The organism is Desulforhopalus sp. IMCC35007, from assembly GCF_005116575.1.
GTDB lineage: Bacteria > Desulfobacterota > Desulfobulbia > Desulfobulbales > Desulfocapsaceae > Desulforhopalus_A.
The window spans coordinates 383,972-409,593 of the sequence record NZ_SWCN01000001.1 but is presented as its reverse complement, the minus strand read 5'-3'; the positions used below and the strand labels follow the sequence as shown (position 1 = coordinate 409,593).

The 25,622-nt window shown below is 45.8% G+C and carries 25 protein-coding genes and 1 pseudogene; 15 read left to right on the top strand and 11 right to left on the bottom strand.

Annotation, left to right across the window (positions count from 1 at the left end; genetic code table 11):
* Positions 1-248: 248 nt before the first annotated feature.
* From FCL48_RS01755 to FCL48_RS01745, 3 genes and pseudogenes are all read left to right on the top strand, one after another.
* Positions 249-818: pseudogene (locus tag FCL48_RS01755) on the top strand (DsbA family protein); the annotation flags it as partial.
* Between the two features lies 1 nt (position 819).
* Positions 820-1,290 (top strand): macro domain-containing protein, encoded by a 471-nt coding sequence (locus FCL48_RS01750; protein ID WP_240744705.1) that lies wholly within the window; start codon positions 820-822, stop codon positions 1,288-1,290.
* A gap of 94 nt (positions 1,291-1,384) precedes the next feature.
* Positions 1,385-1,750 carry a hypothetical protein gene (locus tag FCL48_RS01745; RefSeq protein WP_136870512.1) on the top strand — a complete coding sequence of 122 codons (366 nt, stop codon included), beginning with the start codon at positions 1,385-1,387 and terminating at the stop codon, positions 1,748-1,750.
* A 169-nt stretch (positions 1,751-1,919) separates the two neighbouring features.
* On the opposite strand, the gene FCL48_RS01740 is transcribed toward FCL48_RS01745, so the two are convergent.
* The 4 genes from FCL48_RS01740 to FCL48_RS01725 form a co-directional block, all read right to left on the bottom strand.
* Positions 1,920-4,163, bottom strand: coding sequence for a mechanosensitive ion channel family protein (locus FCL48_RS01740; protein ID WP_136870511.1), 2,244 nt, complete (start codon positions 4,161-4,163; stop codon positions 1,920-1,922).
* Positions 4,164-4,528: 365 nt separating this feature from the next.
* Complete coding sequence (locus FCL48_RS01735) at positions 4,529-5,599, bottom strand: hypothetical protein (protein ID WP_136870510.1); 1,071 nt, start codon at positions 5,597-5,599, stop codon at positions 4,529-4,531.
* Entirely contained in the window at positions 5,599-7,614 is a 2,016-nt protein-coding gene (locus tag FCL48_RS01730) for a c-type cytochrome (RefSeq protein WP_136870509.1), read from the bottom strand. Before FCL48_RS01730 ends, FCL48_RS01735 begins: the two co-directional genes overlap by 1 nt.
* 145 nt (positions 7,615-7,759) lie before the next feature.
* A complete protein-coding gene (locus tag FCL48_RS01725; RefSeq protein ID WP_169309031.1) occupies positions 7,760-8,182 on the bottom strand; it encodes an iron-sulfur cluster assembly scaffold protein in 423 nt (140 codons plus the stop codon).
* 232 nt (positions 8,183-8,414) lie between these two features.
* Between FCL48_RS01725 and aroE the strand changes: the two genes are divergently transcribed.
* Positions 8,415-9,284 carry a shikimate dehydrogenase gene (aroE, locus tag FCL48_RS01720; protein WP_136870507.1) on the top strand — a complete coding sequence of 290 codons (870 nt, stop codon included), beginning with the start codon at positions 8,415-8,417 and terminating at the stop codon, positions 9,282-9,284.
* Between the two features lie 61 nt (positions 9,285-9,345).
* Here the strand turns inward: aroE and pspF are convergent, their stop codons facing one another.
* Positions 9,346-10,368 (bottom strand): phage shock protein operon transcriptional activator, encoded by a 1,023-nt coding sequence (gene pspF / locus FCL48_RS01715; protein WP_136870506.1) that lies wholly within the window; start codon positions 10,366-10,368, stop codon positions 9,346-9,348.
* A gap of 242 nt (positions 10,369-10,610) precedes the next feature.
* Here pspF and pspA point away from each other — a divergent pair, with 242 nt between their 5' ends.
* The 7 genes from pspA (at position 10,611) to FCL48_RS01685 (ending at position 14,641) form a co-directional block, all read left to right on the top strand.
* On the top strand, positions 10,611-11,288 hold the full coding sequence (pspA, locus tag FCL48_RS01710; protein WP_136870505.1) for a phage shock protein PspA: 678 nt from the start codon (positions 10,611-10,613) through the stop codon (positions 11,286-11,288).
* A gap of 35 nt (positions 11,289-11,323) precedes the next feature.
* Positions 11,324-11,566: a hypothetical protein gene (locus FCL48_RS01705; protein WP_136870504.1), complete on the top strand. Its 243-nt coding sequence runs from the start codon at positions 11,324-11,326 to the stop codon at positions 11,564-11,566.
* Positions 11,563-11,943 carry an envelope stress response membrane protein PspC gene (gene pspC, locus FCL48_RS01700; protein WP_136870503.1) on the top strand — a complete coding sequence of 127 codons (381 nt, stop codon included), beginning with the start codon at positions 11,563-11,565 and terminating at the stop codon, positions 11,941-11,943. Before FCL48_RS01705 ends, pspC begins: the two co-directional genes overlap by 4 nt.
* Positions 11,944-12,157: 214 nt before the next feature.
* A complete protein-coding gene (locus tag FCL48_RS24890) occupies positions 12,158-12,331 on the top strand; it encodes a hypothetical protein (protein WP_169309030.1) in 174 nt (57 codons plus the stop codon).
* Positions 12,332-12,701: 370 nt separating this feature from the next.
* Positions 12,702-13,454, top strand: coding sequence for a sulfite exporter TauE/SafE family protein (locus tag FCL48_RS01695; protein ID WP_136870502.1), 753 nt, complete (start codon positions 12,702-12,704; stop codon positions 13,452-13,454).
* 120 nt (positions 13,455-13,574) lie between these two features.
* Positions 13,575-14,240: a GntR family transcriptional regulator gene (locus FCL48_RS01690; RefSeq protein ID WP_169309029.1), complete on the top strand. Its 666-nt coding sequence runs from the start codon at positions 13,575-13,577 to the stop codon at positions 14,238-14,240.
* Between the two features lie 194 nt (positions 14,241-14,434).
* Positions 14,435-14,641: a hypothetical protein gene (locus FCL48_RS01685; RefSeq protein WP_136870500.1), complete on the top strand. Its 207-nt coding sequence runs from the start codon at positions 14,435-14,437 to the stop codon at positions 14,639-14,641.
* 131 nt (positions 14,642-14,772) lie between these two features.
* On the opposite strand, the gene FCL48_RS01680 is transcribed toward FCL48_RS01685, so the two are convergent.
* The gene (locus FCL48_RS01680) at positions 14,773-14,982 is read right to left on the bottom strand and encodes a hypothetical protein (RefSeq protein ID WP_136870499.1); all 210 of its coding nucleotides are present in this window, start codon (positions 14,980-14,982) and stop codon (positions 14,773-14,775) included.
* Positions 14,983-15,068: 86 nt separating this feature from the next.
* Here FCL48_RS01680 and FCL48_RS01675 point away from each other — a divergent pair, with 86 nt between their 5' ends.
* On the top strand, positions 15,069-15,872 hold the full coding sequence (locus FCL48_RS01675) for a DUF362 domain-containing protein (protein ID WP_136870498.1): 804 nt from the start codon (positions 15,069-15,071) through the stop codon (positions 15,870-15,872).
* 24 nt (positions 15,873-15,896) lie between these two features.
* On the opposite strand, the gene FCL48_RS01670 is transcribed toward FCL48_RS01675, so the two are convergent.
* The 4 genes from FCL48_RS01670 to FCL48_RS01655 form a co-directional block, all read right to left on the bottom strand.
* The gene (locus FCL48_RS01670) at positions 15,897-16,358 is read right to left on the bottom strand and encodes a hypothetical protein (protein ID WP_136870497.1); all 462 of its coding nucleotides are present in this window, start codon (positions 16,356-16,358) and stop codon (positions 15,897-15,899) included.
* Between the two features lie 202 nt (positions 16,359-16,560).
* On the bottom strand, positions 16,561-19,725 hold the full coding sequence (locus FCL48_RS01665) for a hypothetical protein (protein ID WP_136870496.1): 3,165 nt from the start codon (positions 19,723-19,725) through the stop codon (positions 16,561-16,563).
* A gap of 74 nt (positions 19,726-19,799) precedes the next feature.
* The gene (locus FCL48_RS01660) at positions 19,800-20,465 is read right to left on the bottom strand and encodes an HAD family phosphatase (RefSeq protein WP_136870495.1); all 666 of its coding nucleotides are present in this window, start codon (positions 20,463-20,465) and stop codon (positions 19,800-19,802) included.
* Between the two features lie 149 nt (positions 20,466-20,614).
* Positions 20,615-21,553, bottom strand: a complete 939-nt coding sequence (locus FCL48_RS01655) for a sugar-binding transcriptional regulator (protein WP_169309028.1) — start codon at positions 21,551-21,553, stop codon at positions 20,615-20,617.
* Between the two features lie 257 nt (positions 21,554-21,810).
* Here FCL48_RS01655 and FCL48_RS01650 point away from each other — a divergent pair, with 257 nt between their 5' ends.
* Entirely contained in the window at positions 21,811-22,593 is a 783-nt protein-coding gene (locus FCL48_RS01650) for a glycerophosphodiester phosphodiesterase family protein (protein ID WP_169309027.1), read from the top strand.
* A 248-nt stretch (positions 22,594-22,841) separates the two neighbouring features.
* Here the strand turns inward: FCL48_RS01650 and FCL48_RS01645 are convergent, their stop codons facing one another.
* Positions 22,842-23,423 (bottom strand): DJ-1/PfpI family protein, encoded by a 582-nt coding sequence (locus FCL48_RS01645; protein ID WP_136870492.1) that lies wholly within the window; start codon positions 23,421-23,423, stop codon positions 22,842-22,844.
* Between the two features lie 268 nt (positions 23,424-23,691).
* Between FCL48_RS01645 and FCL48_RS01640 the strand changes: the two genes are divergently transcribed.
* Positions 23,692-24,483, top strand: coding sequence for a 4Fe-4S binding protein (locus FCL48_RS01640; RefSeq protein ID WP_136870491.1), 792 nt, complete (start codon positions 23,692-23,694; stop codon positions 24,481-24,483).
* 231 nt (positions 24,484-24,714) lie between these two features.
* Positions 24,715-25,614, top strand: coding sequence for a DMT family transporter (locus tag FCL48_RS01635; protein ID WP_136870490.1), 900 nt, complete (start codon positions 24,715-24,717; stop codon positions 25,612-25,614).
* The last annotated feature ends 8 nt before the right edge of the window (positions 25,615-25,622 follow it).

Here is a 25,622-nt window from a genome sequence, read left to right as displayed (position 1 = left end):
ATATCCAGCCATTGCAGACTTAGTGTTGTTGCAGGGAGACAGGCGTTACTTTTCTTTAACCCGCCGAGCCCATAGTCAAGGCATCACCTTCACCGTTGTAATAACTGTGAGGTGATTGCAAGCAATTGAAGCTGTTCAGAAATAGGGCCAGCAGGCGCTGACGATTGTAAAATAATTATAATGGATAGACCATGACAGAAACCAAGGTACTGGAAATATTTTCAGATTATATCTGACCCTACTGTTACTTCATTACCGGGCGTATTGAAAAACTGCAGAAAAAATTTAATCTGACGGTAAAGTGGCGAACCTTTCCGCTCCATCCCGAGACTCCTGAGGAAGGTATCTTACTGAGTGATATGTTCAACACGACAACAGAGAGAATCAGCATCATGGTGGCTGAGCTGCAAAAAACAGCGAAAAGTCTCGACTTACCGTTTAATGCCAGAACCATGACCTACAACACCCGACTGGCTCAGGAGCTTGGACTGTGGGCTGAGGATCAAGGGCAAGGTGACACTTTTCACCTGAACGCTTTTCATGCCTACTTTGCAGATGGTATTAATCTCGCTAAAATCCCTGAACTCTTACGTCTTGCAGAGAAATCAGGACTCAACAAGGGAAAAGCCCAAGAAGTTCTCATGACCAGAAGTTATGCAGAGAAGGTCGATTTTGACTGGGCTGAGTCAAGGTTCAAACAGATCACTGCGGTACCAACCTTTATTATGGGGCACCATAAACTCACCGGGGCTCAAAGCTACGAAACTCTTGAGGAGTTAGTCAAACTATACGACACACCTCTTAAAAAGGATAAATAAAGTGGGATTGACTCAAAACCGAACGATCGACGGGGACCTCATCGCCCTTGCAATACAGGGCGAATTTGACGTGATTGTCCATGGATGTAACTGCTTTTGCACAATGTCCGCAGGAATCGCTCATGCTATACAACTTCAGTTCCCCGAAGCCTATGCAGCAGATCTTTTAACCACCAAGGGAGACAGAAACAAGCTCGGCTACTTTTCATCAGCCAGCGTAATAGAAAATGATCACCCCATAACCATTGTTAACGGATATACCCAATTCCAATACTCTGGTACGCCACCTCTCGTCGATTACTCGGCAGTTCAGCAGCTTTTTAAAAGAATAAAGAAAGAATTTGCTGGAAAACGTATAGCTTACCCGAAAATTGGAGCCGGCCTTGCAGGCGGTGACTGGGAGAAAATTCATAATATTATAAATCAGGAACTCGACGGCGAACACCACACCTTAGTAAATTTTGTCCATTAATTTGTGGTGTAGGATGGCAGTGATATCAAAAAAAAAATCGGACAAGTATCCAGCCGATTATTTGCACATTTGCACGACCAGCCAGGGAAAAACCATGAACTGCATATTACACCTTCTCCTTCTTCTTGTATTATTCCTGCCAGCAAGCCTCTATGCCGGAAAGGCAGATATCACCGATGTAAAAGTGACAAAACAAAGCGACGGAACCTTTAATTTTGAAGTGACGGTGTACCACGCAGATGAGGGCTGGGACCACTACGCCGACAGCTGGGAGATCAGGGACCAGAACGGCAATCTTCTTGCAACCCGGACTCTGCACCACCCTCATGTAGCCGAACAACCCTTTACCCGCAGTCTCTCCCATGTAAAGATACCTATAGACATCAAGGAAGTCACCCTTCGCGCCCATGACTCTGTACACCTGTACGGTGGCAAAACAATGACAATTACAATGCCATGACTTCCTTGAAACCGCTCACCATCCTTTAAAAAAAAGGGCCACAGGAAACCACCCGTTGCGATTCAGGGCAAACGGCAGAACAAATGTCTCTTGCTGCAAAGTAGCCCAACCCTGTGTCTTTCTTCGAACATCCCACCATTTTTTTATCATGTAAGACCTAAAGAAAAAACTACTCCTTTGGCTCTTCTTCTTTGGGGGCCAGGGACTCTTCGATAACAACTGATGCGGCACCAGCCTCAAGAGCCTTTCTTTTCAACTGTTGGTCGTAGGCCAGATCAGTTGAATCTGAAGGGAAATCGACAATTACTTTGCGGTGGGCATAGTGGATATCTTTTGCACCCAAGGCTTCCGTGATACGGCGAAATGCCTCACGTTTAATGAGAAACTGTTTACCAGGTTTGGCCGTGAATTTAACCCGGATGACCATAACAGAATTTGTAATTTCATTAACTCCCTGGGATTTTAGCGGCTGAATGAAGCCATCACCCAGCTCTTCATCAACCAACATCTCCTGGCCGACCTTTTTGATTATTTTCCGCACCTTATCGATATCAGTATCATACGGGAATTCAAGGGGGAATTTTATGACAATCCCGCCTCTCATATAGTTGGTCACAGCACCGAGATCGCTATGGGGAACAACTTGCAGCATGCCAAGGTGATGCCTGAGGAGTACATTTCGAAGAGTTATCGACTCAACCGTACCCTTTATTTTACCCGCCTGAATATACTCACCCACACGAAAGGCATCATCGAGCAGAAAAAAGAACCCGGAAAGGATATCTGAAACCAGTTTTTGGGCACCAAATCCGACAGCAAGACCCAGAACCCCTGCACCCGCAAGCAAGGGGCCAATATTTACTCCAAGTGAAGAGACCACAATCAAGCCAACCATCACGACCAGGGTCGAGCCAATCACCTTGCGCACAAGTGGCAGCAGGGTATGGCTCCGACCCCGTGGTGACGCACCACCGAATTCATCGTCAATATCCTGCTGTTCAGGGCTCACTTCAGCAACGGTATCTACCATTTTAGCTTCGATATAGGTAGAGGCATATCGCCAACAGACAAGAGCGAGAGCAACAGTTACCAGCGATTCAAAGAGGGCCTTCATGGCCTGGGTCGCAAAAGGGAAGTTATAACCCCACAGACTACAAACCCATGCAAAAAGGAGAAAAATCAGGAAGAAACGAAAAACCGAATGGACACGCTTTGAAATGATACTGTTTTTATCAATCGCCTCTTCCTCGGGAAATTCATCCTCATCGTTGTCATCTCGTGCACCTAACTTGCCGAGTTCTAAAGAGACAACCACAGCTTCAATCAAGATCCGTGCGAAATAACTGAGGACAAAATACAGAGGAACGACAAGGACACTGACCACAAAAGAGCCATTACGCATAACGGTCCCTGTAGTCTCCTGCCCCACCCAGATGAACCAGACAATGGCAATATAGAGCAGTGCCGGTAAATGCCAGAACAGTGCTCCCTGTTGTTGCATCCAGCTAACCGGTCCAGCCTGCGACCCTTTTAAGAGGTAATCCGAAACCGGTTTACGCAGAAATAGAACAACGCCTGCAACAATGAGCAGCACAACCGTTCCAAGAACAATGGCAATCCACGATACTGTCTGAGGTCTTGCGCCCAACTCTTTACAACAGTAACCCAGCAGAAGAACCGAGCCCAAAACGGTCAATATTATTGTAAACGCGAGATACAAGGGTTTGACAAGTGAGTCATTGAGGTTGGCGAGTCGAACACTCTTGTCGTGGGGTGAAAAGATCAGTACACCGAGGAGGTGAAATACTCTATACATCACGATAATACCCAGAATAAGCTGATAGATCATCCGGCCTTCAATGGACATCCCCTGTGCCAGAAGAAGAAAAATCAGAGTAGCAACAACGGCAAAAAGAAATAATGAAGCATATTCAGGAAGACTGCGCAGAAGCCCTGCGACAAACTTCGAAGCACCCTTACCGTCAGGGGGGGCAAGATGTCTTACAGCCTGCAAACGAACCTTAAACATTTTTTTAAGCAGATAATTGACCAGTCCTCCTAACACAAGAGCCGCGAAAACCTTGATCAGGACAAGAAAAACACCCCGAAAACCTTTTTCTCCACCGGCAATATTTATCACCCGGGCCAAATCCCCAGGAACCTTGGGAGCAAAGGCAAGAACACTGCTTTTGTGCAGCTCACCCTCCTCCTCACCGTCTAAAAGATGGAGCCATTTCGATAAAAATCGTTTGCGGGGAACGATTGTTTCAGGCTCTACGGCAGCCCCATTTTCAACCGGCTGATTCGACAACAGTTCCACCTGACCCTCACCGCCCACCCCAAATGATACAATGGGAAGCACCATTACCAGGCACAACACAACAAAACAAGTGGTTAAGATCTTCGGCTTCATTTACACTTCTCCTGTAATATTTAAAAGATCCACATCGAGCTATACTGGCGATATCATTTTAAGTTGCGGCCGTGGCCCCCTTTGGCCGCTCAAGCAGACAGTTATTTCCGTCAGAGATGAACCAACTGTATGTTATCTTACCAGAACAAGTATTCAAACTAAAAATAGTACAATTGCTTCATTGATGAATAAATGTCAGGCTCCACTACTTGAGGTGACAACTATTGTGCATAAAAAAAGGTAAAGAGAAGATTACCACAGGGAGGGTTACAACAAGGGAAGACAAGCCTCCAGTCTCAAAAGATACTGAAGGCTTGTCTCAATGCTGAAGGTATTTTACAGCCAGAATCGACAAAAACATGTTGTTAATTCCCCTCGGATGCAAAGACCTCTGCAGTCTTTTTGAGCAACCAGGCAATGCAGATAAGACCTGCCACCAAGGTCAGAAGAAACATGAGAAACGGCGAATACTGCGGCATCAGCTGCAGTTGATCAAGGGTGAAATAATCACTGAGATAGCCGCTTCTGAGCCAACTCCGGATAAAGGTCATCAACACCACAAGAAGGACTGCATGGAAAAATGCAAGCCAGAGCTTTTTCGTATAGGAAACAGCAAGTGCACCTGCAACGGCCAGGAATGCAATAAGCAAGACGAGGGTCGCACCAAGATTCTTCCCCATAAAAAGCATCATCTGCTCTTTGGGTAGAGAAAACAAATACCAGAATCCGATAACTACATTGACGAGGGTTAAAACAAAAAACACCTTCATTCCCAGTCGCTCGCTATGTCTTGCGAGTTCAGGGTCTTCATCTTTTCTGAACCGCCCAAGCAAACCAACAAAAAGGCCACCTACAGCCAACGCCCCACAGACCATATGGAGATATCTGGGCCAGAAGGTCGCATGGTCGGTAACGAGCTGAGTTCCGTTTTTTTGACTGAAATACTCTGTAAAACGTTCCGGCAAACTCATCAGCAGCATATTGTTCGAAAAGAAAAACGCAATCACAAGGAGAAAAATAAAGACACAGATGGCGATAACAGGCCCAAATCCCCCAAGACTTTTAAATTTAAAATCATAGAGATACGCCCCGTAGTAACCAACGATTAAGATAGGGATAATAAGAATCCAGAAAATCCCCATTAGCACAGCACTGGAATAGACAAACTGGCCGTAGAGAACCTGGAGAAACAGAAGCGGCGCCACGCCAAAGTTAACAACAAAAGCGATAACCAGTGGAAGTGCCACCGCAATCCGGTGTGCCAGTTTTTTCTGAACATCTCCACCCTTTATATGCTGGATGATTCCGATGGCCAGGCCCCCAACCATAGCATTCATAGCAAGCAGGTGGAGAGGAAAGGTCAGGAGCAACAAAAACTGTAACCAGCCCCAGCTCACAGGTATCAGATCCGCTTGTGGAACAATGAACTGATCCATTATTGCCCTCCCCTCTTCAAGTTTTCTAAATATTCCGCAAGAATCTCCTGCTCTGTTGCAGTGCCAGAAAACGGCTCCATTTCATCTGAAAGCTCATTGAGCTTACCAAGCATGGTGAAGATTTCGGTTTTTCCCTGACCTGTCATAATTTTGCCCATTGCCTGAATCTCGTGACAGGAAGAACAATGATCTTCAAAAAGCAACTCTCCACTCACCTCGACCGTTTCAGAGGTATCTTGAGACTCATCGGGGTTGTTTAAAGAATCAAGATAGCCCGTCAACATTTCTTTTTCTTCATCACTTCCAGAAAAAGGTTCCATTTCATCTGAAAGCTCATTGAGTGTTCCAAGCATTACCAAAATTTCATCGGACGCTACACCGTCAAAAGCCGGAGCAAGATCTTCTGCAACATGACAGGCGGAACAATGATCTTCAAAAACCAGCTCTCCGCCCATCTGAGGTGTCTCAGAAATACCTTGGGAGTCATCGGGGTTGTTTAAAGAATCAAGATAGCCCGTCAACATTTCTTTTTCTTCATCGCTTCCAGCAAAAGGCTCCATTTCATCTGAAAGCTCATTGAGTGTTCCAAGCATAAGGGAAATTTCTTCGAACGCTACACCGTCAAAAGCCGGGGCAAGATCTTCTGCAACATGACAGGCAGAACAGTGTTCTTCAAATACTGCTGCCCCCGCAAAAGCCCCTTGTGTTGTGACAGAATCCTCCGCAATTTCTTTTCCAAGCAGACTTCCTGCTATATAGGCAGCGAGTGCCTTCGCTTCTTGGTCAGTGCCCATAAAAGGAGGCATGAAATAGCGTTTCTGATGAATCTGGTCAATATATTTGGTGAGTGCCCGAAAACTCATATTCTGGCTTGCCTTGACGATATCGTTATTGAAGCCATTAACGGTGTGACAGGCATAACACTGGTGGATAAAAAGCTCTTCCCCTGCGGCAAGTATATTATCAGTACCCACCGCCTTGTTTTCAACCCAGAGAGCCGTCTGCAGGTAACCGTCAGTGTTAAGCTGTTCGGCGTCTTTTTTCAGGATACTGTTGGAATACATCACTTCATTGATGACATAGGGTCGCCGGGCCGCCTCTCTTATCCACTCGAAAGTGCCCATAACCGCAAGCGCACAGAAAAGTGAGACAACTGCCACGGGCTTACTGTTAAAACGAGGTCGATAGATTCCTCCCGCCAGCATAATGACAAGAACTCCAACCAGCCCGATAAGTCCCCAGGGCAACATTCCTGCAATGGTGGGCGATTTACCCATCACCATGTTGTGCGCCGCCTCTGGAAGTGCAGCCAGATACCAGAGCGCTGATGGAATCATCAAGACCATCGACACTATTGCCCACTTTGCAGAAAACCGGGTCATACTCTCGCGCACGTCCTGGTCTTTTTCAAATGAGGCGCTGTAATATCCGTAGCAGGCTGCAATCATCACAGCAATAAAGGTGCGAAAAAAAAGAGACGGGAAAAAGCTGGGATTGAAGAAACCAACCCAGAAATCCATGTTTTCAGCCCACATCCCAGGCGTCAGCATCACCCCTATGATGCCATTTATCAGAAAAAGAGACATCCAGGCGGCAATAAAATAGATCCAGCCCACTTTTATATGGGTGGCGGAATCCATACGCCCAAAGGTATAGAAATAAACAAAAGCCGCAGCGATTTCAACGACAAAGAAAACCCATTCAGCCGCCCAGCCAAAGACGAAATTGTGAATCAAAAGAGATGTGGCCGCCGGATTGACCAGGGCTATAATAAACCAGATACCAACCCCGGTGATTGAACCGAACACCATGGTAAGAAGCAGGAAAAACCGTGCATGCTTTTTAACAAAACCGAGGATTGCCGGGCTGTTTTCTGCTAATCCTTTTTTCTCGGCATAAATAAGATACAAGCCCCCTCCCACAGCAAAATGAGAGACAAAGACATGCAAAACGGCAATCAAAGCTATTAAAATTCCACCGCCGGTTTCCGGCAGATACCAGACAGGGTAGTTCATACTCCCTCCTCAACATTAAAAAATCGTAACCATAGCGTTAAAAATCATTTGCTGTTTTCACGAATGGAATTCAAAGGCCCTTCTCTCAACTATCCAACTTTCTCAGGAATTGAGAAAAGATACCGTAAACGATAATGATTTTCAATTACGACATTGTGCCACCAGCTTTCGTGCCGCCTTCCAGATAGTTTTCAACACATCTCTGCAGGGTTATTTCGGCAAGCTGGGCGCAATGTAGATGCGTTTCAGGTAAGGTCCCTGTCACGTCCATAATGGATATCATGTTGATTTTTTTCAGCTCATCAACGGTTTTATTCTTTGCAAGTAAGGCTGCAGCTTCGACGCAGTGCTTACTAAAGGAGCAACCATTGGTCCAACTCTGGGTCGCTGCAACATGACCGTCTTTAAACTTCAGGGCAATCTCCATCGTGTCCCCGCAATTGCCAACCACTTTAGCGATACCATCAGGCGCATCGAGTACCGGATTTGCATAATAGTAGATAAAAAACCAGGTGAGAGCGACAACAAGGAGAACCAGAAAAGCAACACCAATGCTAAGTAGAGACATAGAAACAGCCATAATAAATATTCAGGATAAAAAAGCATCAACCACAAATCGTTTTTCTTCTGGAATCACGATGTAACATACTATTAAAAAAAATTGCGCACAAAAAAACCAGGTAAGGGTCTGCAGGTGGTTTTTCTTGGCTCCGTAAACATATTCTGGTAAGTAAAATTGTGCAAATATATCACCTGTTTTTTTCGCATAATTTTGAACACCACTCTTCCCGCTGAACATTATGAGAGATCTGACCACAAAAACCAAGTTATACGTTCTTCTTGGCAACCCGCTTGGGCACACCATTTCACCTCCGATGCATAATCTCGCCTTTGAAAAGCTTTCTATGGATTGCTGTTATTTCCCGGTGGAGGTGTCAGCAGAAGACCTGGGAACCGTATTTAAGGGCCTTTCTAAAATGAATGTGGGGGGACTTAATGTCACCATTCCTCATAAAATTGGCATCATGGATTTCCTTGATGCAATAGACCCAATTGCTGCAACCATTGGTGCGGTCAACACCATCTGTATGGAAAATGGCAAATCAAAGGGGTTTAACACCGACGGAGAAGGTTTTATCCAATCACTTGAAGAAGAGGCGAACATATCCGTTGCTGGAAAACGATTTTTCATCATCGGCGCAGGTGGTGCTGCCCGGGCTATTAGTATGACACTGGCTTTTAAAGGAGCCGAACACATCTTTCTCTACAACAGAACACAAGAAAAAGCCCAAAGCCTGGTCTCAGAGATAAATGAAAAAATACGCCATTGCGCTGAAGCGGTGGGAAGTGAAATACATTTCCAGAAAGAGGCTCTTGGGAGTTGTCACATCCTCGTCAACAGCACCAGTATTGGTATGCATCCCGACATTGATGCCCTGCCCATCGATCCTTCATTTTTACAAAAAGAACTGATTGTAGCAGACATCGTCTACAACCCCAGGGAGACAAAGCTCTTACAGGTGGCAAAAGAGAAAGGATGTCTCACTGTTGCAGGGCTCGGTATGTTAATCTATCAGGGAGTCGCGGCCTTTAAGCTCTGGACGGGAATCGAGCCGCCTGTAGTAGAAATGAGGGAAAAAGTATATCAACTCATGAAAGAAAAAGACTAACTGTTTTTTTATGCGAACAAACATTTCCGGATGTCATGACGAAATACCCCACTGGAAACAATTAAAACATTTCTTCACCATATTTACGGATCTTACCCCGGAGTTGGTCGTAGCTCAGCCCTAAAGAGGTCGCGGCTTTTGTCCGGTTATGACGGTGCCGCTCCAGGGCTTTTTGTATCATTGAAACTTCCAGCGCGCGGACGGCGGTCTCAAGTGACGGGAATTCGTCCATCGTCTGCCCCCCTTCAGTTCTCACCTGCCGCAGCTCTTCAGACTGGTTTGCATTGTCACAATTTTTCAATGGCGAACCTGCATAAGGAGAGATAAAAGGATCGAAAACGACAGAGGAAATAACACTTCCCTCTGCCTGATAGACGGCACGCTCCACAACGTTTTTTAACTCACGAATATTACCGGGCCAGCTATAGTGCTCGAGTTGGCGGATTGTCTCGTTGGTAAAAGAGACCATCTCCCTGCGTCCCAGTTCATAGGCCATTCTTGAACCAAAATAGTGCGCAAGCAACATCACATCTTCTCCTCGATTTCTCAGAGGAGGTAGAAACAAAACCTCAAAGGAGAGCCGGTCGAGCAGGTCTCTTTTAAACTGTTCCTTTTCAGCCATTGCGACAAGATCTGCATTGGTCGCACAAACAATTCTGACGTCAACCTCAACCGGTTTTTCGCCACCTACTCTCTCAAAAAATCCGTACTCAACAACCCGTAATATTTTTTCCTGGGCCTCAAGAGGGATCGAGCCAATTTCATCAAGAAACAGGGTGCCACCATCGGCCAGCTCAAACCGTCCCGTACTCTTCCTGTCCGCCCCGGTAAACGCGCCTTTTTCATGGCCAAAAAGTTCGGATTCAATGAGATGTGGGGAAAGAGTTGCACAATTTAGCGTAATAAATGGCCCTTCCCATCTTTTTGATAAGAAATGCAGCCTTTTTGCTGCGAGCTCCTTGCCTGTCCCTCGTTCCCCCAAAAGAAGAACGGGGCGATGAACAGGGGCGACCTTCGACAGGCGCTCCTGAAATTCCAAAAAAGACTCCGACTGACCTATAGCTTCCTTACTCCTTTGCGCCACGACACACCTCCAGATATTTAGCCAAATCCAGGTCTCAAAAACCACTTACTGGTGAAAATAACCAGCATCACACAAAAGAACAAGTCACCAACACACGGTTTTTACGGACTTTTATTTTTTCACTCTCCTGGGCACACTTTCTGCTTTACCACCACTGACAAACAGAGAAACAAAGTGTTTGGAAAACAAGTTTGTGCACGCCCTTAAACATCCACCTAAGATACTAATTCAGGAGAATTACAATGGGAATTTTCACACGATTTAGAGATATTGTCAGCTCAAACATCAACTCCATGCTCGACAAGGCCGAAGATCCAGAAAAAATGATTAAACTCATGATCCATGAGATGGAAGATACCCTCATAGAACTCAAATCCTCCTGTGCAGGTGTCATAGCAGGACGAAAAAAACTTGAACGTAATCTTGAAAATCTCAAAGAAAAAATCAGCCTCTGGACCCAGAGGGCAGCCCTTGCCGTGGAGAAAGGCAGAGACAACCTGGCCCGTGAGGCGCTCATTGAAAAGCGTCGTCTAAGTGATAGTGCCGAGTCCCTGGAAAATGAACTGCTCAGCTATAAAGACCTTCTTGCGCAGTATCACAAAGATATTGTTGAACTTGAAGAAAAGCTGAAAAGCGCAAAAGAGAAAAAACGACTTCTCGTGCAGCGGCACAAAAGAGCAAGTGGTAAAAAACGTGCCCATGAAGAAATCAGGCGCAGTGACAGTGCCGACACTATGGCTCGATTTGACAAGCTCGAAAGCAGAATTGAGCAAATGGAAGCAGAGGCAGATCTTGTCAATATCCCCAAAAAGCCTTCAGTAACCGATGAATTTGACGAACTCGTCCTGGACGATGAAATTGAGAAGGAGCTCGCAGGCATCAAGGCCGCTCAATACGGGAAAAATGAGGAAGCAGTATAGCTTTTTACTACTCAGCACATCTGGAGTGCATCACTATGCTCAACATAATCATTGTCTCAATTGTCTTTGGTTCCATAGTTGCCCTGGCAGCACTGATCTGTGGAACAATTCTGATTGTCCTCAAAACCAGAAGTAGAAACAGTTCCACAGGAGCAGGCGACCCGGAAGAAGCCAGGACCATCCAGGAGATATATCAGAGCTTAAACAGAATGGAAAAACGAATTGAATCACTCGAAACAATCCTTATGGACAACAAGGAAAAGGAAGGACACCAATGAATAAATATTACGACAGACAAGGGGGCATCTACCGGGCCAGGGACGGTGTCTTTCTCGGCGTATGTAAAGGGATATCTGAATATTTTGACCTGTCCCTCTTCTGGATACGTATGGCTATGGTTGTTTTCTTTATATTCAGCGGATTCTGGCCGGTCATCGGAGTCTATCTCGTGGCCGCATTTTTCATGAAACCCAAACCGGTCAAACCGATAACCTCAGAAGAAGAGAGGGAATTTTACGACAGCTATGTCCACTCCCCCAAAAGTGCCGCCCACAGACTGAAAAAAAAGTTCAGCGATCTCGACAGAAGAATCCGCAGAATGGAAGACGAGGTTACTGCACGGGAGTACGACTGGGAACGACGCTTTAACTCGTAAGGATTCCTTGTCCATCCGCCTTAATCGCCCCTTACCATCCTCCCTGGAAAAGGTAAGGGGCTTTTGCGAAAAACCATGGCAAACTGGACTTTCCTATTTCAGAGCCATATAATTGTAGGGAGATGATTTTCACTCTTTTGTGCATTATCAGTTTCGCTCTCACCTATCAAGAGAAATTAGCGCTAATGCCAGGAGTCAGCCAAAGGAGGAAATCATGAGCCAGGTTATCCATTATTTTGTGTTGATATTTATCGTTTTTATCTGCGCTGAAATCAGGAATGTATTGTTTTACGAGACCCCGTTCCAGAGCAGTCCTGTCAGTATCTGGAATGAGTCAACAACCGAGGAAACGACCCGGGAAGGTTTTTCCGCTGGCGATATCCGGTAAGAAAAACCACATCGCACCTCGTATAAATTTCCTACCCACCTTATGGATGGTTCACCGCGTCCTGGAAACAGAGACCTGCCTATACCAATCTCCGTTACCTGCTCGCTAACCTATGAGATCCTAAAAGATTATTTCCCATCAAGACCCAAAGCCTGTTTGAAATAAACAATCTGCAGTCCACATCTGGCCTTTTTAATCAAGCCCAGAACCCTCCTTTACTGCCAGTGTCCAGCAGGCAGACAATTGCGACCAATACCGTTCATCCTTCTTTTATCATTTACAATATTTTATAGAACACAACACCATTAGCTGGTATCAATAAGCTCAAGAAAATACATTATCCAAGTATATTAAGGACCACACGCAAGCTATGACACCTGACTGGACGACAGAAACCTTCACTCTGCTCATTTTTGCATTTTTTCTTGGTGGTATTGTTAAAGGGGTGATAGGAACAGGTCTGCCAACAATTGCCCTTGCACTTCTCACTGCAACCATCGGTATCCGGGAAGGAATGGCAATCATCCTGCTTCCTTCAATCCTCACCAACCTTCAACAAGGACTGCTCGGAGGCCACCTCAGAAGTGTTCTGAAAAGAAGCTGGACATTTTTACTCTCCACCTTTGCAACAATCTGGCTTGGGGCAGCCCTTCTGGCAAGTACCGATGTAACCCTCCTGTCCGGACTTCTCGGCGGCATACTTTTGGTCTACTCGGCTTTTGGGCTCCGCATGAAAAACCTCCCTCACCCAGGAGCCGCGGAGCCTTGGATGTCTCCGCTATTTGGTGCAATCAACGGCCTGCTCACTGGGATGACAGGCTCGTCTGTTATCCCGGGAGTTCTCTATCTGCAGAGCCTTGATATCGGTCGCCACATGCTCGTTCAGACCATGGGGCTGCTCTTTCTCACCTCTAGCACCACCCTCGCTTTTGCCCTGCAGAAACAGCAGTTGCTCACACAAGAACTCATTGTCCTTTCTGCTCTGGCCTTTATCCCCGCCTATATCGGCATGTTTATCGGTGTGCGTATTCGCAACAGAATTTCGGACACACTCTTTAAACAATTTTTCTTCATCTTCATGTTTCTCCTTGGAGTCTACATTGTTCTGCGAGCTTTCTGCTAGCCTTGACTCACTTTGGAGAAGGTGACTTTCTCCTCACATGAATAGCAATAAATAGCTTCCAAAACGAGTTGACAAAAAGTGAACTCCACCATATTATCGATAATAGATAAAGGAGAAAGCGTGGGAAAAAAAATAATACAACGACAAAGCCTGACGGAGCAGATCAAATCAATTCTTATAGAAAGAATTGTGAATGGTGCTCTTTGTCCGGGAGACAGATTAAAAGAATTGCAGATCGCGGAAGAATTCGGCACAAGTCAGGCCCCTGTTCGTGAAGCCATCCGCAGTCTCCAGGCCCTTGGTTATGTTCAGCACATCCCCCACGTAGGAGCGCTGGTGAAAACCTTCAGTAGCAAAGAAATGGAAGAAGCCCATCAGGTCCGTGAGGCACTAGAAGGACACTGCCTGCTCCTTGCAAATATAGCAATCGAAGAACTTGCAGCAGAACTTGACAGACAGGTTGAAGCAATGCGCATGGCAATGCTCGAAAACGATATCAAAGCCTTTAGCATGGCCGACAATCTCTTTCACAGGACGATCGTAAAATTTTCCGGCAACAACAACATGCTGGTCATTTGGGATTCCCTGCGAATCCACCTCCAGGTTATGTTAACTCTGGTGGAAACATCAATGCCACTTGATGAACTCTATGCACTGCATCCACCAATCGTTGCATCGCTTAAAAGAGGGCATCGTGAAAATGCAGCACGGTTTTTAGCGGAACATTACCGGAAGATTACAGCAAGCCTGAATAAATCTGAAGAGTACACTGGGCTGTTTGATTGATTTTCAATCAACTATTTTGGCCCGGAATGACCCTCGTTTGCCGAAGTTATGACGCAATGGTTTAAAATTTCCTTCAGGGAGAAAAATTAAAATTCATTTGTTTTCAAAATTTGCCGTAAGAAGTAACGCAGGTTATTTAAAGGGATTGAGGCTGTCTTTATAAAAAAATTATCGATAATCGATAGGAGATCGCCATGAACAAAAACAATTTCAACAAAAACGACAGTAACATAGTACAGGAAGGAAAAGAAGTAAGCCTTGAGGAGCTTGATCTGCTCGGAAGAAAATGTCATCATTTACATGATGAACAACTTCTCATGATAGCCGGTCAATTTTTACATAAAGTTGGCGAATTGTTTAAACACGGTGGACACCATCACGGTCACCCAGTAGCAAGATAAATACAAGGCTCTCACTTCTCTACGGCAAGTACCCGACATCTTTTATCGATGTCGGGCTTCGTCCGTCAGCTGTTGTCTAAAGAGTCTGTCTGGAATATATTATGCAGTGGAATCTGGAAAGGAGCATCAGTTCATGTTCCAGCAGTTGAAAGATCAGCCATGACCTGCGGGCTTTCTTCTTTTACCGTATTTGTATCAGATGCAGCGATGGCATGATGAGTTTTCCAGAGGCTTTCCTGATAGAGTTCATTGAGTGAAAGGCATATTTCTACAAATATTTTTTGTGCCTTTTCAAGGTCGTCTTCACGTAATTTAACAAATCTCCAAATTTTCGGTTTCATTTCAGGTTCTTGTAACAGAAAATTTACAGCGGCCTGCGCCGTAACCAGCAGACAAGAAACAATACCGTCAGTAATAAGGAGTAATAATGGATTTTGTGAATGTAGAATTCACCTCGTACTCCTCTGCAATTGACAGTGCGCTCGACAGTATCGATGCCCCCAGGCACCTCAAAAAACAAACGGCAATTCTACTCAAGCCAAATGTAATAAACAGCGCAGCCCCTCCAATCACAACATCTGTTCATTGCTGCGAGGCCGTTATTGAGTACATCAAAAAACACTCTTCAGCCAACATTGTCATCGCTGAAGGTTGCGGTGATCCACACCTCGAAACCTCAGAAGCCTTTGAGATCCTCGGTTACCGTGCTCTTGCTGAAAAACATGACATTCCTCTGATTGATCTTAATCACACCACTCTGCTGTTAAAAAAAGATGACACATGTAAAATATTTCGTGAAATGTATTTGCCGGAAATCGCTTTTTCCCACTACATCATCTCTATACCTGTGTTAAAAGCCCATTCTCTTGCAAAAATAACAGGAACATTGAAAAACATGATGGGTTTCGTCCCTCCCCAGCACTATTCCGGAAACTCCGGATCATGGAAGAAAGCTGCCTTTCATCACAGAATGCAACAAGCAATCATCGACCTGAATACCTACCTGACTCCGGATCTCTCTATCATGGATTGCAGTATCGGAATGGCCGAGTACCATCTGGGAGGCCCCAGATGTTCCCCCCCGGTTGGGAGAATTATTGCAGGCTATAACCCATGGGAAGTGGACCGAAAGGCCTGTGATTTTTTAGGACTGGACTGGAGAACTATTCAGCATGTTGCCGCGGCTTACGACGGAGAACAAGAGGAGGGATCAGGTGGTGAAAAAAACTGAAGTGTCCCTTACACCACCTTGTGATTATCTCAGTCTGTCTTTACTGGTTGGATAGCAGGTAACAACTTCTTTGGCCAGCACACGGGCTCCGTTATAGTCCAGCAGATTTTCCTGAACTGCATTCTGCAGGCGAATAAAGAGTTGGTGAAAGATATCGTTATCGTTGCTCTTTTTCCTTTTGAACGGACTTATATTGTTGTTTGCCCCCCTGACAGTTTGAGAGTCTCCGGCCTGGGGATACTGAACCGCAGCTCTTCGAATGTCAAATTTCCTGGCAAGAAACTCTACCAGAGTATGAGCCTCAGTTTTAGAAAAAATATTTTTTCTAAGACTGTGTTTAAACGCACTTGTAATCTGCCAGGCTTTTTCCTGTCTGTTTTTTTGAACGAAATATTGCGTGAGTTCTTCGCCGGCATTTTTTTTATCTCTATTGAAGGCCAACTCGGATATATCAACTATCTGGCTATTTTTTGAATTATTTGTCATCGAAGGGATCTCCTCTACTTTTCTTCTATCTCTGATGTGCACCTGAATATTTCAGTGCCACATTGTAGTAATTCAATTGTATGGAGAAAAAAATAAAAGGTCAAGGCGGGAACTCTTTTTACAGGAACTACCTCCTGTCTGTATTGGGTGCTTTTAGGCCAAGCACCCAATCACAGCGTACAGTCAGCCAATCGTTTTGCTATTATTGCAGCTGTCTGCGGTTTTTCTTCCGACGTTCCCCGAGAACTTTCAAATCCCTCAGATACAGTTGAGATTGATCGAGATAGAAGGACAACGCCTTGGAAAAATATTTACCTACCAGACCATCGACAAACACCTGACTGATCTCTTTATGTCGTTTTAAGACCAGTTGCGACCTGTAAAAAATGAGCCACTCTTCCTCTGACATATCCTGCACCAGGGTGGACAATGCTTTTCTTGCTCTTGGCTGATACATCCAGAAATACATGAGATCAAGCGCGTTGACGATGGTGAGCCTTTCCAGATCATCCGCTTCATTACCGAGGGTCTTCATCATAATTTTAGGGGATTGCAGCATCTCCAGGACATCTTCTTCAGGAAAGAGAAGATCCAAACGGGAAAACACATTAAATACCTGGGAAATTTTTGTCTTATATGCCGCAAGCCGTGCCCGGATGTTGATTTGTCGGTCAGCAATACCTTCGATCACCGCCGCCACACAGTCAGAAGCAAATTTAGAAATAATTGCCGCCCACTTCTGCAGGGCGCCGGCAACGTCCGGTACGCCCAGTACACCTAGCAAGGCACCTATCAGAGAATTGAGCAGAATGGCCATGGGAATAGCCAGAATTGAGCGAAAAAAATTGCCAACGGTAGCCCCTTTAGGCAGGCCACGAATAGCATTATGACTTGAGATGTAGATTCCATTGGCAAGGCCCATCACCGAATAAAGTAAAATCGGGTTGGTACTGGTCGTCACATTAAAGGTATTATCCAACAGGACCGTCTTCACAATAAAATCCAAAAGAGGTACCGAAAAACCGGTATAGAGCAGAGAATCAGAAATCCGGCTCCAGCTGATCAATGAGTTCCAGGGCAAAAGAGGTGAACGGCGTAATCCTCCTCCTCCAAGTACCGATTGAATGATATTACGGGATCCTGTAATACCAAACCAGATAAAAGCACCCAGATAGGCGAGCACCCACCAGTCTTTTGTAAGGCTAAAGGTTAGAAATGCCGGTATAAAACCCAAGAGAACCTTGAGTACATTTTTCAGATTGGTATTGAGGTACTTCCACCACTCTCCTATTCTCTCCTGCTGGTCTGTACCACTACAGAGCTCTGCAATATCATTATTCCTGTGTAAACCACCCAGGGTTGCGATATTTCCTGTCTCCCGTTCATGCACCTCGTATCCATCAAGAGTCCAGTCCAGCCATTGCCTGGTGCAGGAAGTTTTTATCGGGCAGAACCGTTGGACAAAACTTCTATCCGCAAAAGAGTTGCCTGTATATTGACGGGTATGAGTGTTTTTTGTCAGCAGTGCGCTCACCGGAATAACGAGCCTGTCCTGATGTTCAGTCGCTTCGCGAAAGGCCTTACGGGCTCTTGCGGGAAGAGTATCCAGAACAACCAGTCCCATTCCGTACTGATGTTCTGCCTGACCTGTTGACCCCGATCCTATACGCGAGCGAAGGGTTCTCTTCTTGTAAAAGGTATGAAAGGTTTCCAGGTCATACAAGATATCAATAAGGCTAAGCTTTCTTGTCTGCATCCGGGAGATTTCTTCTTCAAGAAGCTGGTTTTTTTTCCCACTTTCGGTCAGTCTTTTTATCTCTGCCTTCATGCGAAGCTGTTGCTCCTCATGATCCCAGAGAATGGCCCGAATCACTCTTTTGAGACTGATAACATTGTCATCATTGAGAGCTTTTTGCAGTTCACCAACCAGTCTGTAATGATCTTTTGGACTTTTGAGATCAACAGCTTCTCCCAGCTTTTTACCACTGCCGACGGTAACGCCGGAGCTCATACCGTGGGTTGCATTTTTAAGATTGTAGGACTCCACATGGGTAATCATTCCCTTGCCCATATAGATGAGTTCAAGGGTGTCCTGTATGGAAAGATTGCTCAGATTAAGGGTGAATTTTGAACTCGAATGAAGAGAGAGCAAACGTTTTAAAATATCACTCAGCCCGCATTGCAGCAAATGCGGAAGCTCAACTCCATCCTGGGGAACAGTAGGATCGTGTACCTCAGGATTATGGATGGGCAAAAGGAACCGGTTGATAATGGCATCCACCCCGAAAATCTGCGCTTTTGCACTTTTCTTTACCTCTTCCCCTCCGGCCTCAGGATGAGTACCATTTTCATCGCCCTTGTTCGCCCCGGCAGTAAAGGCTGCAACCATGGTGTTGTGGATAAACCGTGCCAGGTGCAGAACAGAAGGCTGCCCCGTACCCACAAAAGCGACAAAAGCCTTGCGATCAAGATGCCCGAGAGAGAGTCCACACTCTTCGTTGATAGTCAGGCGGTGTCGATTATTAAATACCTCTAAAATATCGAACACATATTTCTGCTGGTACTGAGAGACCTCCCGCCCTTCCTTCATCAGGGTAATGACCGCGTCTTCCCCCAGAAATTTCAAAAAAGAGCTGTTGTCATTAAAACCGTGAGGCTCCCAGGTAAAACGTGCGTACTTCTCACGGAACCTGGTGGAAATCTCTATTCCGACCTGAACCTTTACGTCAAGAATTGTACTTGCTTCAATAAGCTCTTCTATCACTTCCGGTCGGACATAATTGTAATAAACCACAGTGAGATAACGTATACCTTTGATCCAGGCATCCATCACCAGATGGGTCGGAGATTTACGTCCTTTGGTATTGGCGTCATGAACATGGTCATCAAAGGCAATCTGGTTCCAATCCTCAGGCATCTCGATGAGATGGTATTTGGCCAGTTCTTTTCTTACCAGCAGAGGATTTCCTGTTGAAACCATACGAAAATCATGGGCAAGTTTCAGCTGGCGCAGCTTATTATTCCGACAGCGCACCAGCTCCTTCATTATCTGTAGAAGTACCCTCGCCGTATTCTTTTGATAAAAGGTCTGGGAAGAGAGAAAAACCTCATCACGCAGGGAGCGAAGCGCCTTAAGCCTGTCCCCCGCCTGTCCTTTCTCAAAGGACCCAAGCAGTCCGACAATAGCATAGGCAATCCGCAGTCCACGGGCAGCAGCCATTTCTTTAATCCCGTGAGGATGCAGATGTTCAAGAAGTAAGGAACGAAGCGTGCGGGACTCTTTACCTCTATCCAGGACATCGTTTACTATCTGGAGAAGCTGATAATCGTTTTTATCAAAAAATATCTGAGAAGTTTTTTTAGACATCTACACAACAATTAAAGTTTAAATTTTAAAGGTTTACTGAGCGTACAGGAAGTCTCCCCGGGGTACAGAGGGTATTATCCAAGGGGCAGAAGATCTGTGGGAAATTCAGCAGCACTGCTGACAAAGTAGTCGGTTGCACTGTAGTTTTCCCTCGGAGTATTTTTCTCCGGCCAGGCAACCACAGTCATTCCAGCCGCAATTCCTGCGGCAACACCAACCACTGAATCCTCTACCACAAGACATTCAGAGGGTTCAACACCGAGCCTGGCTGCTGCTGCAAGATATGGTTCAGGATCAGGTTTCCCCTTTTTCACATCGTCACCCGATATGGAAAACACAACCATTTCGGACAGTCCCAGAACTTTGAGATTCGCCTGCACAACGACCATGTCCCCATTTGAAACACAGGCCTGACGAACCGGGGTTCTGGAAATAGCCTTAAAAATTTCCGTGGGTTCTTCCCGCTGCAAATCCTTATGTACAGCCTTGCAGTACCTGTCTGCACACTCCTGCCGGAATCGCAGCTCATCGGACTGAAAATCGTATCTCTCTTTTAGAATATACCATTTTTCAGCCATGGATTTTCCCAAAAGAGCATCATTGTCTGCAGGCTTTAAAGCATAGCCATAATCTTCGCACCAGTCAGCAATAACCTGGTAGTGGAGTTCTTCACTGTCGATAAGGGTTCCATCTATGTCCCAAAATACAGCTTTGATGGTTGTTCCGTTTTTATTCTGCATTGTTATCTGTTCAATTTTTTATGCTGCATTTTTAATAATTGCGTCCAAAGTCATTTTGCCCGTACAGCTCCCCTCTTCAAAAAATCGAAGGCAAGGTATGGTCCTTCAACAACAAAGCGGACCGAGATTTTTTCTCATAAAAATAAATATTAACTGCTATATACGGCCCAGGCGGTGACCTCATCTGTCACCAGTATATCTGCATAACCTCCCTCCAGAACCGCCTTAATAATTGACACTTTTTGAATCCCACCGCTTGCGACAATCTTTATGGGAATCTGCTTGAGAGAGCTGAGATCTGCCCCCATAAAGCGTCTGTTAATGGGGTGATCAATGGGCTGACCACTTTTATCAAGAAAATATCCGAACACCTCCCCGACCGAATTGGCGTCAAGAAGGGATTTCCATTCTTTATCTGTCAGCGCTCCGAGCAGAACATTTGTTGAAAGCTGGGTCAGGTCTCCGGCTCCAATCAGTGCCATATCCACTTCTGTTGCTTTTTCAAAGATATGTTCAAACATCGGCTGAGACATGAGAATCTTGCGCACCTGCTCAGAGGTCACATACATGGGCGCTGCAATATAATAACATTTTGAAACGTTGAGTCTTCTGGAAAAAACCGCTGCGACATCATACGGGTTTGTGGTTTCACTGCGTGGCAGACCACCAAAGAGAGAGACAATGGAAACCATACCGGCAGGTCGTTGCACCACCCCCTCAAGGCTTGCCCGAAGCGTCTTTCCCCAGCCTATGCCAAGGCCCTGACCATCACGAAGATGTTTTGATACATAGGCCCCGGCTGTTTCTCCAATAGCTGCGTGAAGATGTGACTCTTTGGCAGGTGTTGGCACAACGATTGCCTTCATCAGGCCAAATCGTTTTTCCAGCAATCCCTCAACCTCTGCACAACTCGCCTCATCGGAATTAATGATTATCTGAACGAGGCCATTTGCCCTGCATTCCTGGAGGATCTTATTTACCTTTGCCCGGGTAACCCTATACTTCTGGGCGATCTCAGCCTGGGTTTGCCCTTCGTTATAATACGACCAGGCTACCCGGGACTGCAGTTGTGATTCTTCACTTGCCATACTGTTTCCTTGCCTCGGTACCATTTCTTCCACTTTCATACATATGTAACTCAACAATTACACATATACTGTGTTTTTGCAAAAATAAGAGCACAAAAAATAACGGTACTCCCTTTTCTTTATTGAAAAAAATAATGAGAACAAGAGAAATTTTACCCATTCATATGTAAGAAACATGCTACATATGATTATATGTCATTCTCTAAATTCAGAGCCCATTATTGTACACCATGACAAAACCAGAGCAAAAATCCGCCATGACAAAGATAATTCCACCTCTAGTGGCCCATCGGGGTGCATCTCATGTTGCCCCGGAAAACACCCTGCCCGCATACAGACGGGCCTTTCTTGAGGGAGCCGACAGTGTCGAAGGCGATTTCTGGCTCACAGCTGATGACCAGATTGTCTGCATCCACGATCCCACCACGAAAAGAACGGCACCACACCAACCGGTCATGGACATCAGGACTTCACGATTGAAAGAGCTGGAACATATTGATGTGGGATTGTGGAAATCTACAGCATATCGGGGCACCCCAATCCCCGAACTCACTGAAATTCTAAATGAACTTCCAGCGGGCATGAAGCTGTACGTTGAGATCAAACAGAATACGCCCAAAATAATCGATGCGATGTTACTCGCAGCTCAGCGAAGCAGTATCAATCTCAGCCAGCTTTGCCTCATCTCCTTTAGTGAGGAGATTATCCAGCGGGCAAAACAGCGTAACCCCTGGCTCACTGCCTACCTACTCCACAGTCTCAAGCCACAGATCTGGAATCTTCCTGCTAAAAATTATTTACAGAAAATTATAGCCAGGGCCGTCGCAAGCGGCGCAGATGGTCTTGATCTTGGCAGCGGGCCTCTCATTGACCGTTGGTTTGTCGATTCAATCAGACAGGCGGGGCTGGAGTTCCATGTCTGGACGGTCAATAATGCTGACGAGGCGCTTCGATATATCGAACTCGGCGTGGATTCCATCACAACGGACAGGCCTCAGGGACTGCGGCTGGAAATCACCGAGCGGCTTGGAAGGCTATGACAACATTACACTGAGCCCAACTTCTGGTAACACCTTCACAAAGTCATCCTGCCCGTACAGATGGCCCCTGACAAAAGTTTACAACTTTAAAAAGCGGGAAGAAAAACAGAGAAGAAAAGACGCGACATAACTAATCTCGCAACATAACCAAAGCAATTGTTATAAACGACGATTTGACAATACATATGTATTGTCAAATCACCGTTTAAAACCGACAAGGATGTATCTCGGCCTTTTCTACAAGGCCATCATATTTCTATCTTTGCCCCTAGTTTTTCAACAAAGGCAGCAAGCCATGCCGGATGCGCCGGCCAGGCCGGTGCAGTAACCAGATTCCCCTGGACATGGCTTTCATTCATTTCAACGGCCACATAGGTTCCACCAGCCAAACCCACTTCCGGAGCACAGGCCGGGTAGGCGGAACACTCCCTGCCCGTGAGAACACCGGCTGCGGAGAGCAGTTGCGCCCCATGGCAGATTGCTGCAATCGGTTTTTCTGCTGCGGCAAACTGTTTTACAATTTCAAGGACCTTGGCATTTAAACGCAGATATTCTGGAGCACGCCCGCCAGGAATGACCAGACCAATATAGTTCCCCGTATCCACAGCTTCAAAATCAGCGGTCAGAGTAAAATTATGTCCCCGTTTTTCGCTGTAGGTCTGATCCCCCTCGAAATCATGGATTGAGGTCCGCACAAACTCTCCGGCTTTTTTATCCGGACACACTGCATCCACCTGGTATCCCAGCATGGACAAGGCCTGAAATGGAACCATCACTTCATAATCTTCAACGTAATCGCCAACCAGCATCAATAATTTTTTCCCAGACATTTTTGCCTCCAAAACATTGTTGTATCTTGTAAAAGATTTTTTTCAAAAACTGTTCAGCATTCCATACCTCAGTAAGGCAATAGAAATCCGAATCAGACAAATAATGTGAACGTATGCCACTGTTCGCAAGACGCAAAAGCATGTACAACAAAAAACAAATACAATTTGCAGCAATCAGGCCAATATAGATTGAAATAATTGACCGACAGGGCTACTGTGAAAACTGCTTCATTTTGAGCATATACAAACAACGTCACAGGAGCAACATATGAACATTGCAAAGATCACAACCCTGTTTTTTTCTCCCACCGGAACTTCAAAAAAAATAGTACAGGCCATAGCTAAAGGTGCCGGTCAATCCTGCCAGATTGAGCACATAGACCTTACACTGCCAAAACACTCCAAGCCGAAGGTCTTTGCAGGCAATGAACTGACCATAATTGCGGTCCCGGTGTACGCTGGCAGGGTCGCACAACTTGCCAAAGAACGTCTTCAACAATTTTCAGGCAGCAACTCTCCTGCAATAATTGTTGTGACCTACGGCAACCGCGAATTCGAGGATGCCCTCATCGAACTCAAAGATCTCGCAGAGGCACAATCATTTTCAGTCGTCGCTGCCTCGGCCTTTATCGGTGAACATTCCTTTTCATCGGCAAAAACCCCGATAGCACAGGGACGTCCTGACGATAATGATCTCAAAATCGCAAAAGAATTTGGACAGAAAACGATGCAGCAGTTGCTGGCCAGCGCCACACCTGCAGATCTTAAGGTCCCGGGCGACACCCCTTATAAAGAAGGGATGAAAAACCTGCCCTTCACCCCGACAGTTGATACGGATGAATGTACCCAGTGTGAAGAGTGTATCTCCGTTTGCCCCTCCGGAGCTATAAGTCTGACCGATCAGATACAGATTAATGCAGAACTCTGTATTTTCTGCTGCGCCTGTATCAAGAACTGTCCAGTAGAATGCATTTCTCTAAAAAACACCCCGATGCAGGAAAAAGCTGGCGCCCTTCACCTCAACTGCCAGCAAAGAAAAGAACCACAGCTCTTTTACTGATAACGGACATGCGTTAGCTGGATAACAGGAAGTGCAAGTGTACCTTTCACCGCCCCGACTATTGATTACATCCCCCCACCATACAACGCACAGCCCCTTCACGGGGCTGTTTGTTCTTTCCCAATAGGCATTACCTTCTGATGTCAATTTTATTCAAGACAGCCCTGTTTTTTTACAATACTCTTGTCGCTTAATCGTCAGACAAAAACAATCATGAGGAATATTCGATATATGAAACATTATCTTTACGCCTTAGGCGCAATATTATGCTGGGCAAGCCTGCCTGCTGCCACAGGATCAGGGCTGAATCAACTCTCCACACCGGAACTGATGTTTTACAGTTTTTCAACTGCAGCGATTTATCTCTTTGTTCAGGATCTACTTATCAACAAGACCTTCACTGTCAGGTTTCCCCGTTTTACGGTCTCTCTCTTTGGTTTTGCCGGTATCTTTTTCTACCACTATATTTATTACCTTGCACTCGAGAGGGCTCCTCTTGCTGAAGGCGCCATTCTCGCCACCACCTGGTCACTATGGATAGTGGTTTTATCTTCTATCCTGCAGTTACGCCGGATGGCACCCTCTATTCTTCTCGCAGCCCTTGTCGGATTTGCCGGGGCGGTTCTGGTCATCGGTGGTGGCAAGGAGTTGTCATTTGAATCCAACTACATGCAAGGCTACCTGCTGGCGCTTACCTGCGGGATTATCTGGTCAGTTTTTTCAGTGGGCCTTCCCCTGTTCAGGCTGAGAATTGAACCAATGACAGGCTTTACCATACTAACGGCAATAGCCTCAGCAGGACTTTTTCTTTTGACAATGCCCCATGAAGCTCCACGAGTCAGCGCCCTGCTCTCTGCGATGTATCTTGGCTGTATCCCGCTGGGACTTTCTTTTTTCCTCTGGAACAGAGCCATTACAGGTGGAAATATGGTAATTATAGGGTTTTTAAGCTATCTGACCCCACCTCTGGCCGTTCTGCTGGTGGCTCTCGTCCATGGCCAGAAGATATCCGGCCAGGTAATTTCAGGAATGTTTATCATCCTTCTCGCATCTCTTGCAGGTAAGCTCTGCCTGACCAATATTCTTAAAAAAGAGACGAAAGAAGGCAAAATAAAAGCACCTCTTACCTGAGAATGGAA